The organism is Pseudomonas sp. UBA6310, from assembly GCF_002438225.1.
GTDB lineage: Bacteria > Pseudomonadota > Gammaproteobacteria > Pseudomonadales > Pseudomonadaceae > Pseudomonas_O > Pseudomonas_O kuykendallii.
The window spans coordinates 1-11,676 of record NZ_DJTK01000026.1; the positions used below are offsets into that span (position 1 = coordinate 1).

Annotated in this window: 10 protein-coding genes; 3 read left to right on the forward strand and 7 right to left on the reverse strand. The window is 67.6% G+C overall.

Annotated elements, in window-relative coordinates:
* Together B3E91_RS05750 and B3E91_RS05755 are read left to right on the forward strand one after the other, a co-directional pair.
* Positions 1–1,821 (forward strand): FimV/HubP family polar landmark protein (locus B3E91_RS05750; protein ID WP_287028677.1); only part of this gene is annotated, 1,821 nt, incomplete at its 5' end.
* 115 nt (positions 1,822–1,936) lie between these two features.
* Entirely contained in the window at positions 1,937–2,230 is a 294-nt protein-coding gene (locus B3E91_RS05755; RefSeq protein ID WP_287028678.1) for a SelT/SelW/SelH family protein, read from the forward strand.
* Between the two features lie 40 nt (positions 2,231–2,270).
* On the opposite strand, the gene B3E91_RS05760 is transcribed toward B3E91_RS05755, so the two are convergent.
* The 7 genes from B3E91_RS05760 to B3E91_RS05790 all read right to left on the reverse strand — a co-directional run bounded on the left by B3E91_RS05760 (position 2,271) and on the right by B3E91_RS05790 (position 10,810).
* Complete coding sequence (locus B3E91_RS05760) at positions 2,271–3,695, reverse strand: gamma-aminobutyraldehyde dehydrogenase (protein WP_286785596.1); 1,425 nt, start codon at positions 3,693–3,695, stop codon at positions 2,271–2,273.
* A 291-nt stretch (positions 3,696–3,986) separates the two neighbouring features.
* Complete coding sequence (locus B3E91_RS05765) at positions 3,987–4,793, reverse strand: ABC transporter permease (RefSeq protein ID WP_273231382.1); 807 nt, start codon at positions 4,791–4,793, stop codon at positions 3,987–3,989.
* Positions 4,783–5,730, reverse strand: coding sequence for an ABC transporter permease (locus B3E91_RS05770; protein ID WP_287028679.1), 948 nt, complete (start codon positions 5,728–5,730; stop codon positions 4,783–4,785). Before B3E91_RS05770 ends, B3E91_RS05765 begins: the two co-directional genes overlap by 11 nt.
* On the reverse strand, positions 5,730–6,773 hold the full coding sequence (locus B3E91_RS05775) for an ABC transporter ATP-binding protein (protein ID WP_287028680.1): 1,044 nt from the start codon (positions 6,771–6,773) through the stop codon (positions 5,730–5,732). The genes B3E91_RS05770 and B3E91_RS05775 overlap by 1 nt, the downstream gene beginning before the upstream one ends.
* A 188-nt stretch (positions 6,774–6,961) precedes the next feature.
* Positions 6,962–8,113: a putative ABC transporter substrate-binding protein YdcS gene (gene ydcS, locus B3E91_RS05780; protein WP_287028681.1), complete on the reverse strand. Its 1,152-nt coding sequence runs from the start codon at positions 8,111–8,113 to the stop codon at positions 6,962–6,964.
* Between the two features lie 191 nt (positions 8,114–8,304).
* The gene (locus B3E91_RS05785) at positions 8,305–9,771 is read right to left on the reverse strand and encodes a gamma-aminobutyraldehyde dehydrogenase (protein WP_287028682.1); all 1,467 of its coding nucleotides are present in this window, start codon (positions 9,769–9,771) and stop codon (positions 8,305–8,307) included.
* A gap of 127 nt (positions 9,772–9,898) precedes the next feature.
* A complete protein-coding gene (locus B3E91_RS05790; protein WP_090227584.1) occupies positions 9,899–10,810 on the reverse strand; it encodes a LysR family transcriptional regulator in 912 nt (303 codons plus the stop codon).
* 171 nt (positions 10,811–10,981) lie between these two features.
* Here B3E91_RS05790 and B3E91_RS05795 point away from each other — a divergent pair.
* On the forward strand, positions 10,982–11,676 hold a 695-nt coding region (locus B3E91_RS05795), incomplete at its 3' end, for a tellurite resistance TerB family protein (RefSeq protein WP_287028683.1).

Sequence of the window (11,676 nt, forward strand, 5' to 3'; positions counted from 1 at the left end):
CGCAGCGCGCCGGTCGCCGCGCGCGCGCCCTCCGGTCCGCTGCCCGCCGCCGTGCAGGGCAAGCACTACCGCGTCGCCAGCGGCGACAGCCTGTGGGCCATCGCCAGACGCTTTAATCCGGGCGGCGAAGCCTCGCTCGAAGGACTGATGCGCGATATCCAGCTGCTCAATCCGCAGGCCTTCGTCGGCGGCGAAGCGCATCGCCTCAAGTTGGGCGCCGAGCTGCTGCTGCCCGATACGCTCGCCGAAGAGGCGCCGCCCGCGATGCTCTCGCTGTCCAGCGAGGATGAAGAGCTGGAGAACACCCGGCCCTCCGCACCGATGCCCGGTGTTCCCGGTTCCCCGGAAAGCCAGGCTGCCCTGCAACGGCGCGTGGATGAGGAGCTCGCCTCCAGCGCGGAAGAGAGCCAGTCGCTGCAGCAGCAGATGCGCGACCTGCAGAACCAGCTGCAGATCCTGCAGCAGCAACTGAGCGAGAGGGATCAGCAACTGGCCAGCCTGGCGTCGCGTCTCGGTGCGACGCCAGCGACTGTTCCCCAGGCGACCGCGCCCGCCGCGGCCGAGCCGGGCCCGTCCGCCGCAGCGCCGGCGGATTTCACGGCTTCCAGCCAGCCGGAAACGCCGCCCACGGATGCCGTGGCGCCGCTGGACGATCAGGCATCTGCAGCCGCGCCGCAGGACGAATCCGAGCCGGCCCTGCCGCCGGCAGACGCTTCCCAAACCGCTCCTGCGCAGACTTCTCCCGCCGCCGAGCCTGCTCCGGCCGTGCCCGTCGCCGAGGAACCGGCCGCCGAGGAGCCGGCCGTCGAGGCCGAGCAGTCGACCGGTTCGTCGATCTGGCTGATCGGCGCCTTCTGCGTGGCGATGCTGCTGGCGTTGCTGCTGCTCCTGCGCCGTCGGCGCAAGCCCGCGCGGCTGCCCGACCCTCAGGTGGTCGTGGTGCCAGTGGTCGAGGATGATGCGCTGGTCAGCCCGGCGCGCGTGCGTAGCACGGCCAGCGTCGAGCAGCCCGTCGAGACGCGCACGCAGATCTCCACCGATCCGCTGGAAGCCGCCAACATCTACATCGCCTACGGTCGCTTCGGCGAGGCCGAAAGCACCTTGCGCCACGCCCTGGAAAACGCGCCCGCGCGCATGGACCTGCGTTTGCGCCTGCTCGAAGTGCTCGCCGAGAACGGCGATCTTGGCGGGTTCTCCCGCGAGGAAGCGGTGCTGCGCGAGATGGGCGCGAGCCCGGCGCAGCTCGAGCGGATCAAGACCCGCTATCCGGCGATGAACGCGGACGCCGATGCCGTGGCGATGGCCGACTCGCGGGTCGACCCGTTGCAGGATGCCGTGCTCGACCTGGACGATCTGCCGCCCGCACCGGTCGCCCACGCGGCGCCTGACGAAGATCCCAACGATTACCCGCTGAACCTCGACGACCTGTCGCTGGACGCCGACTGGGACCTGATCAATCCGTTCCCCAACCAGGCGTCCAGGGCAGGGCAGGGCAAGGCCGAGGTCGAAGAGGAGCCGGACTTCCATTCCAACCTGCAGGAGCTGCCGGAGGTTTTCGAGCTGGACGAGCCGGAGCAGCCGTCGGCGCGCTCGGGTTTCGAAGCGGACCTCAGCGACGACTTCCTCGATGCCTTCGGTGACGACCTGTCGAGCGAGCGTCCGCTGGACGACCTGGCCGCCAGCCGCAAGATGAGCCTGGCCATGACCTACATCGAGCAGGGCGAGATCCAGAGCGCCTGCAACATCCTCAACGAGGTGATCGACCAGGGCGACGAGCAGCAGAAGGAAGAGGCTCGCGAGCTGTTGTCACGCATCGCGTAAGAAGGCGCCCGCGCCACCGAGACGCCGCATCCCGATGCGGCGTTTTGCTTTTCGCGCCTCGGCGACGATCGTGGTTGCCGTTATGCTGGTCGCCCGGCCCGCCCGCGAGATCGCCATGACCCCTCCCACGCCACGCCCCGAAATCGTCATCACCTATTGCACCCAGTGCCAGTGGCTGCTGCGCGCCGCCTGGCTGGCGCAGGAGCTGCTGTCCACGTTCGCCGACGACCTCGGCCGGGTCGCCCTGGAGCCGGGAACGGGCGGGGTGTTCCGCATCACCTGTGACGGCGTGCAGCTCTGGGAGCGCAAGGCGGACGGCGGTTTCCCCGAGGCCAAGGTGCTCAAGCAGCGGGTTCGCGACCGCATCGACCCCGGGCGTGACCTGGGCCACAACGAGGCACGCACCTAGGCGCGGCCCCTGCGGCGCAGGGGTGCCCTGCGCGACAGCTTCAGTGCTTGAACATCACGTGACGCACCGCGGTGTAGTCCTCCAGCCCGTACATCGACATGTCCTTGCCGTAGCCGGAGCGCTTGACGCCGCCGTGGGGCATTTCGCTCACCAGCATGAAGTGCGTGTTCACCCAGGTGCAGCCGTACTGCAGACGCGCCGAGAGGCGGTGCGCGCGGCCCACGTCGCGGGTCCAGATCGACGAGGCGAGACCGTAGTCGGAGTCGTTGGCCCAGGTCAGCGCCTGCAACTCGTCGTCGAACGGCGTGACCGACACTACCGGGCCGAAGACTTCGTTGCGGACGATTTCGTCGTCCTGTTGTGCGCCGGCCAGCACCGTCGGCTGGAAGAAGAAGCCGTCTCCGGCGACCGCCTTGCCGCCGGTGACCACCTCGATGTGCGACTGGCCGCTGGCGCGCTCGACGAAACCGCTGACGCGGTCGCGATGCTGCGCGGTGATCAGCGGGCCGAGTTCGGTGGCGGCGTCGTTCTGCAAGCCGGTCTTCAGGCTGCCCACGGCATCGCCCAGGGCGGCGACGAATTTCTCGTAGATGCCTTTTTGCGCGTAGATGCGGCAGGCGGCGGTGCAGTCCTGTCCGGCATTGTAGAAGCCGAAGGTGCGGATGCCCTCGACGGCGGCCTCGATGTCGGCGTCGTCGAAGATCAGCACGGGTGCCTTGCCACCCAGCTCCATGTGCATGCGTTTCACGCTGGCCGCGGTGCTGGAGATGATGTTGGCGCCGGTGGCGATCGAGCCGGTGAGCGAGACCATGCGCACGCGCGCGTGCGTCACCAGCGGCGTGCCGACGCTGGCGCCACGGCCGAAGACGATGTTGACCACCCCGGCGGGGAAGATCTCGGCGAGGAATTCGGCCAGTTTCAGCGCCGTCAGCGGGGTCTGCTCGGACGGCTTGAGCACCACCGTGTTGCCCGCCGCCAGGGCCGGCGCGAGTTTCCAGGCGGCCATCATCAGCGGGTAGTTCCACGGTGCGATGGAAGCGACCACGCCGAGCGGGTCGCGACGGATCATCGAGGTGTGTCCCGGCAGGTACTCGCCGGCGGCGGAACCGGACAGGCAGCGGCTGGCGCCTGCGAAGTAGCGGAACACGTCGGCGATGGCCGGGATTTCGTCGTTCAGCGCGGCGCCGAAGGGTTTGCCGCAGTTGTCCGACTCCAGCTTAGCCAGCTCCTCTGCATGCGCCTCGATGCGGTCGGCGAGGCGCAGCAGCAACATCGCACGGTCCTTCGGCGCGGTTTGCGACCAGCCGTCGAAGGCGGCGTCGGCGGCGCGCACCGCGGCGTCCACCTGCGCTTCGCTGGCTTCGGCGATCTGCACCAGCGGCGCGCCGAGGGAGGGGTTGAGCACGGCGAGACTCTCGCCTTCGCCGGCGATCAGTTGGCCATTGATCAGCAGTTTGGTTTGCATGGGGTCAGCCTCGCTATGGGTTGTCGTTGGGTTGGGGAGGGCGCTGCTGCCCTCTCCCCCGGCCCCTCTCCCGTAAACGGGAGAGGGGAGTGTTCGTGTGGGTGTTCAGCGTTCGTGCCTGTCTCAGTCGACGAATAGCGCTTCCGGTCTTGTAAACGGAAGAGGGCTTCTCGCGACCTTTACCGCTTGCGCCTGGCCTCGGCAGCACGATCGTCCGGACGGATCATTTGCAGACCCGCCCGGTCCGTCCCCTCTCCCGTTCACGGGAGAGGGCTGGGGAGAGGGCGGCTTTCACTTGCCGCTCCCCGCCACGCCCTCGCCGCCGCGCGTCAGGTAATAGGCGCCGAGGATCGGCAGCATGGTCACCAGCATCACCAGCATCGCCACCACGTTGGTCACCGGCACGTCGCGCGGGCGGCTGAGCTGGTTGAGCAGCCACAGCGGCAGGGTGCGTTCGTGGCCGGCGGTGAAGGTAGTGACGATGATCTCGTCGAAGGACAGCGCGAAGGCGAGCATCCCGCCGGCCAGCAGCGCCGAGCCGAGGTTCGGCAGGATGATGTAGCGGAAGGTCTGCCAGCCGTCCGCGCCCAGGTCCATGCTCGCTTCGATCAGGCTGTGCGAGGTGCGCCGCAGGCGGGCGATGACGTTGTTGTAGACGATCACCACGCAGAAGGTGGCGTGGCCGATGACGATGGTCAGCAGGCCCGGCTCGATGCCCAGGCTCTTGAACGCGGCGAGCAGCGCCAGGCCGGTGACGATGCCGGGCAGGGCGATGGGCAGGATCAGCATCAGCGAGATGCCTTCCTTGCCGAAGAAGTCGCGGCGGTACAGCGCGGCGGCGGCCAGGGTGCCGAGGATCATGGCGATCAGCGTGGCGAGGCAGGCGATCTGCAGCGACAGGCCAATGGCATCGAGCACGTCCTGGCGCGCGAAGGCGACGCTGAACCACTTCAGGGTGAAGCCCTTGGGCGGGAAGCTGAACGCCGCGTCCTCGGTATTGAAGGCGTAGAGGAAGATGATCAGGATCGGGAAGTGCAGGAACACCAGCCCGCCCCAGGCCGCCAGCCTGAGTCCCCAGGAGGCTCGTTCAGAGTGCATCGAAGGCCCCCAGACGTTTGACGATGGACAGGTAGATCGCGATCAGCACGATCGGCACCAGGGTGAACGCGGCGGCCATCGGCAGGTTGCCGATCGCGCCCTGCTGGGCGTAGACCATGCTACCGATGAAGTAGCCGGGCGGCCCCACCAGCTGCGGCACGATGAAGTCGCCGAGGGTCAGGCTGAAGGTGAAGATCGAGCCGGCGGCGATGCCGGGGATCGACAGCGGCAGGATCACCTGGCGGAAGGTCTGCGCCGGGCGCGCGCCCAGGTCGGCCGAGGCTTGCAGCAGGTTCGGCGGCAGCCGCTCCAGCGAGGCCTGGATCGGCAGGATCATGAACGGCAGCCAGATGTAGACGAACACCAGGAAGCGCCCGAGGTGCGAGGTCGACAGCGTGCTGCCGCCGATGCCGGGAACGCCGAGGACCCATTGCAGCAGCGGCGCCAGGCCGAGGTGGTCGACGAACCACTGGGCGACGCCGCCCTTGGCCAGCAGCAAGGTCCAGGCATAGGCCTTGACGATGTAGCTGGCCCACATCGGCAGCATCACCGCGATGTAGAAGAACGCCTTGGTCTTGCCGCGGGTGTAGCGCGCCATGTAGTAGGCGATGGGAAACGCCAGCAGGCCGGCCGCCAGCGACACCGCCACGGCCATGCCCAGGGTGCGCAGGATGATGTCGTAGTTGGCCGGCTGGAACAGCGCGCCGAGGTTGGCCAGGGTCAGCTCCGGCGTCACCGCCATGGTGAAGTCGTCGAAGGTGTAGAAGCCTTGCCAGAGCAGCGCCAGCAGCGAGCCGAGGTAGATCGCGCCGAACCACAGCAGCGGCGGCACCAGCAGCAGCGAGAGGTACAGGTTCGGCTTGCGGTAGAGCAGGCTGGACAGGCGTCGCAGCGGGCCGCCGGCGGCCGCCGTCCTGGTATTGAGAGCGAGCTGCATCAGGCGTCCGCTCCGGGTGCTATGTCGTGCAGTGCGACCATCGCCGCGCGCGCCCAGCGTGCCGTCACCCGCTGTCCGGTGCTGCGCAGCGCGGCGCCTTCGCCCCACTGCGTATTGGCCTGGCTGACGCAGAAGTTCTGCCCGTTATCCAGGCGGATTTCGTAGCGCGTGGCGGCGCCCTGGTACTGGATGTCGTGGAGCAACCCACTGATTTCGACTTCATCGCTGCCGAGGGCTTCGCTGCCCGCCAGGCGCGTGTGCTCCGGGCGGATCGACAGGGGCCGTTCGCTGCCACCCAGCTCCAGCGCCAGGCCGCCGCGCAGCACGTTGGAGGTGCCGACGAACTCGGCGACGAAAGACGTGGCGGGCTTCATGTAGAGGTTGCGCGGGGTGTCGACCTGTTCGATGCGGCCCTTGTTGAACACCGCCACGCGGTCGGACATCGACAGCGCCTCGCTCTGGTCATGGGTGACGAAGATGAAGGTGATGCCCAACTGGCGCTGCAGTTTCTTCAGTTCGCTCTGCATCTGCTCGCGCAGCTTGAGGTCGAGCGCGCCGAGCGGTTCGTCGAGCAGCAGCACGCGCGGACGATTGACCAGCGCACGGGCGAGGGCGACGCGCTGGCGCTGTCCGCCGGAAAGCTGCACGGGCTTGCGTGCGCCGTAGCCGCCCAGGGCGACCATGCCCAGCGCTTCCTCGGCGCGGGCTCGGCGCTCGGTCTTGCCGACGCCCTTGACCTTGAGGCCGTAGGCGACGTTGTCGAGCACGTTCATGTGCGGGAACAGCGCGTAGTCCTGAAACACCGTGTTGACGTCGCGCTGGTAGGGCGCAAGGCCGACGGCCTCGGCACCGTGGATGCGGATGGAGCCGGCGCTGGGTTGCTCGAAGCCGGCGATCAGCCGCAGGCAGGTGGTCTTGCCCGAGCCCGACGGGCCGAGCATGGAGAAGAACTCGCCTTCCTGGATATCGATGGACACCCGGTCGACGGCCTTCACCTCGCCGAACTGGCGGGAAACCTGGGTGAACTGAACGGCGATGGTCATCTGCTGCGCTACTCCGGAAAGCAAAAAGGGCGGCGTGGAAAGTGGAGGGGGCGAGGGACTCGCCCTCCCGAGGGAGACCGGGCGCTCTGGGTTCATGCCCCCTCTCCCGTTCACGGGAGAGGGCCGGGGAGAGGGGCCTTTCCTGGCACACCCATCCCGGGCCCGACGTGGTCGAGAAAACGAAGGGTTCAGCGTCCGCCCATGATCGCGATGTAGTCCTGCGTCCAGCGGCTGTAGGGAACGAACTTGCCGCCCTCGGCCTGCGGGGTTTTCCAGAAGGCGATCTTGTCGAAATTGTCGAAGCCATTGACCTTGCAGCCTTCGGCGCCGAGCAGTTCGCTTTCCTTGCAGCCGGCGGGAACCGCAGGCAGCGAGCCGAACCAGGCGGCCACGTCGCCCTGGACCTTTGGCGACATCGACCAGTCCATCCACTTGTAGGCGCAGTTCGGGTGCTTGGCCTCGGCGTGCAGCATGGTGGTGTCGGCCCAGCCGGTGGCGCCTTCGGTTGGCACGGTGGAGGCGATCGGCTGCTTCTCCAGCTGCAGCGCGTTGACCTGGTACGGCCAGGCGCCGGAGGCGACCACGCCTTCGTTCTTGAAGTCGCTCATCTGTACCGTGGTGTCGTGCCAGTAGCGGTGCACCAGTGCGTGCTGCTTGCGCAGCAGGTCGAGCACCGCGGCGTACTGCGGTTCGGTCAGCTGATAGGGGTCGCTTATGCCCAGCTCGGGCTGCTTGGCCTTCAGGTAGAGCGCCGCGTCGGCGATGTAGATCGGGCCGTCGTAGGCCTGCACACGGCCCTTGTTCGGCTTGCCGTCGGCCAGGTCCTGGGCCTCGAAGACCACGCTCCAGCTGGTCGGCGCCTGCTTGAACACGTCGGTGTTGTACATCAGCACGTTCGGGCCCCACTGGTAGGGCGCGCCATAGGTCTTGCCATCCACCACGTACCACGGTGCGTCCTTGAGACGTGGGTCGAGGCCCTGCCAGTTGGGGATCAGCGCAGTGTTGATGGGCTGCACGCGCTTGCCATAGATCAGCCGCAGCGAGGCGTCGCCCGAGGCGGTCACCAGGTCGTAGCCGCCCTTGGCCATGAGGCTGACCATTTCGTCCGAGGTGGCGGCGGTCTTGACGTTGACCTTGCAGCCGCTGTCCTTCTCGAACTGGCTAACCCAGTCGTAGCTCTTGTCGCTTTCGCCGCGTTCGATGTAGCCGGGCCAGGCGACGATGTCGAGCTGGCCTTCGCTGGCGCCGACGGTCTTCAGGGCTTCGGCGGCTTGCAGGCTGCTGCTGCCGAGCAGGGCGCCGGCGAGTGCGCCGAGCAGAGCGGTGGTGTGCGCTGACATTGGTAATCCCTCTTCTTGGTTTGATAGTCGGGGCAGTGAATGTCTTGCCGGCCGGAGCGCGTCCGGTCCTGATTGTTATGTCGCCGCGCCTGTCGGTCGGTGCGGTCGAATCGGGTGTGTCAATTTCCGTTCTCGGGCAGCCAGCCCTCTCCCTTGGCCCCTCTCCGGTGAACGGGAGAGGGGAGAAAAATCTAAAGCGGTACCTTGCCGTGGCGCGCCATGATGTGGCGGACCACGCTGTAATCGGCCAGCGAATCGCTGGACAGGTCCTTGCCGTAGCCGGAGCGTTTCAGCCCGCCGTGCGGCATCTCGCTGGTCAGCATGAAATGGGTGTTGATCCAGGTGCAGCCGTATTGCAGCCGCGCGGCGATCTGCATGGCCTTGTCCAGGTCCTGGGTCCAGACCGACGAGGCCAGGCCGTACTCGGAGTCGTTGGCCCAGTCCAGCGCCTGGCTCGGCTCGTCGAAACGGGTGACGGTGACCACCGGGCCGAACACTTCGCGCTGGACGATCTCGTCGCTCTGCTTGCAGCCGGCGAGCAGCGTCGGCTGGTAGTAGAAGCCGGGGCCGGAGTGCACCGCCGCGCCTGTGACGCGCTCGATGTGCGGCTGGCCGAGGGCGCGCTCGACGAAGCTGGCCACGCGGTCGCGCTGGCGGGCGCTGATCAGCGGGCCCATCTCGTTGTCGGCGTCCTTCTTGCGGGCGAAGCGCAGGGTCGACACGGCCTCGCCGAGCCGGGCCAGCAAGCGGTCGTGAATGCCGGCCTGGGCGTAGATGCGGCAGGCGGCGGTGCAGTCCTGGCCGGCGTTGTAGTAGCCGTAATTGCGCACGCCCTCGACCACGGCATCGAGGTCGGCATCGTTGCAGACGATCACCGGCGCCTTGCCGCCCAGTTCCAGGTGCGTGCGTTTGAGCGTGCGGGCGGCGGCCTGCAACACCTTCTGCCCGGTGACGATGTCGCCGGTCAGCGACACCATGCGCACCTTCGGATGCCCGACGAGCTGGCTACCGACCCCTTCGCCACCTCCGCAGAGGATGTTGATCACGCCCGGCGGGAGAATCTCGGCGAGCAGCGGCGCGAGGGCGAGGATCGACAGCGGCGTGTGTTCCGAGGGCTTGAACACCAGTGTGTTGCCGGCGGCCAGCGCCGGCGCGATCTTCCACGCGGCCATCATCAGCGGGTAGTTCCAGGGCGCGATGGAGGCGACCACGCCCAGCGGGTCCCGTCGCACCAGGCTGGTGTGGCCAGGCACGTACTCGCCGGCCAGTTGGCCTTGCTGGCAGCGCACCGCGCCGGCGAAGAAGCGGAACACGTCGACGCTCGCAGTCAGGTCGTCCTGACGCGCCAGGTGCAGGGGCTTGCCGCAATTCAGCGATTCCAGCCGCGCCAGGCTGTCGGCGTTTCTTTCGATGCAGTCGGCGATCGCCAGCAATGCCTGGGCACGTTGCGCCGGCGTGGTCCTCGACCAGCCGGGAAACGCCTGCTGGGCGGCGGCGATGGCGGCCTCCACCTGATCGATCGAGGCCTCGGCGACCTCCACCAGCGTCTCGCCGCTGGCCGGATCGATGATCGCCTCGACCAGCCCTTCGCCGCGAGACAGCTCGCCGCCGATCAGCAGATCGGTGCGCAGCGTGGCGAGTGGGCTGATTGCATTCATCGTGATCGGCGTTCCGTGGCGATTCGGTTGCGCGAACCCGGCGCCGTTGAGCGCCTGTTCGTCTTTACCCGAGACTAGAGCGCTGCATCGCGGTCGACAAATGCTAAAAAATGAAAGCAGCGTTCGATTAAATAGAATGCCGGCGCGCGGAGGGCTTTTCCCGCGCCACGGTGAGGAACGGATCGACCAGCGCCGGCCGCGCCGTGCCGCGTCGCCAGGCCAGGCCGACGTCCAGCGGTTCGCTGAGGTCGGCCAGCGGCCGTGCCTCGATGATGTCGCCCTCCAGCGACCATGGCCGATAGGTCATGTCCGGCTGGATCGACAGCCCCAGCCCGGCGGCGACCAGGCTGCGCACCGCTTCCACCGAGGCGGTGCGCAGCGTCACGTGCGGCGTCAGGCCGGCGCGGGCCCAGATGCGCTGGGTGTGCAGGCCCATCTCGTCGGCGTTCAGCTGGATCAGCGGCTCGGCGCCGACATCCGCGAGGCCGATGCTGTCGCGTTCCAGTAGCGGATGCTGCGCGGGCAGCCAGAGCCGGTGCGGCGAATGGGTCAGCACTTCGGTCTGCAGGGCGTGGCGATCCTCCAGGTTGGAAACGATCAGCACGCCGACATCGATCTCGCCGGACACCAGCAGATGCTCGATGTACGAGCGTTCGTCCTCCACCACGCGGGTCTGCACGTTGGGGTAGGCGCGCTGGAAGCGGGTGATCAGATCGGCCAGGTAATAGCCGGCGACCAGGCTGGTCACGCCGATGGTCAGGCAGCCGGCGACCTGCTCGGTGCTCTGCTGGAGGCTGCGCTTGGCGTTTTCCACGGTGGCCAGGATCAGGTGCGCCTGGCGCAGGAACTGGTGGCCCTGGTGGGTCAGCGACATGCCCTTGGCGTGGCGGTTGAACAGGCTGACGCCGATCTCCTCCTCGAGTTGCTGGATGGCCAGGGTCAGGGTCGACTGCGAGATGAACACGGCCTGCGCGGCGGCGGAAATGGAGCCCGATTCGGCGACTGCGATGAAATGGCGAATCTGGCGTAGCGACATCATGGCGGCGGGCTCGCTAAAGGATTTGCGCGAACTATGCCACGGGCGTTCGTTTTTATCGAAATGATCGCGGCTGCCGCGCGGCAATATCCGGAAGCACTCTGAAACCGCGCCCTGCGGGCCCGCGCGGTAGATTTCCCGCAGGCATTTTTTGTCTTTCCGCGGAGGAATCCCATGAATACTCGTGGTTTGCTCGATCAGTTGCTCAAATCCGGCCAGGAGCTGTTGCAGCAGAAATCCACCGGTAAATCCGCCGGCGGCCTCGGTGGCCTGGGTGATGCCCTCGGCGGCATGCTCGGTGGCGCCAAGGGCAACGGCGATCTGTTCAAGGGGGCGGCCGGCGGTGCGCTGGGCGCCAGCGCGCTCGGCCTGCTGCTGGGCAACAAGAGCGCGCGCAAGGTGGGCGGCAAGGTGCTCACCTACGGTGGCCTCGCGGCGCTCGGCGTGCTCGCCTACAAGGCTTATGGCAACTGGCAGAGCCAGCAGGCCGATGCGCCGCAGGGCGAGCCGCAGACCCTGGACCGCCTGCCGGCGCCGCTGGTCGAGGAGCACAGCCAGGCGATCCTCAAGGCATTGCTCGCCGCGGCCAAGGCCGACGGACACGTCGATGATCGCGAGCGCCAGTTGATCGAGGGCGAACTGGTCAAGCTCACCGACGACCGCGAGGTGCGCCAGTGGATGGAAGCGGAGTTGAACAAGCCGCTCGATCCGGCCGATGTCGCCCGCGCCGCGAGCACCCCGGAAATGGCCGCCGAGATGTACCTGGCCAGCGTGCTGATGGTGGATGAGGAGCACTTCATGGAGCGCGCCTATCTGGAAGAGCTGGCGCGCCAGCTGAGGATCGACCCGGCACTCAAGCTGGAGCTGGA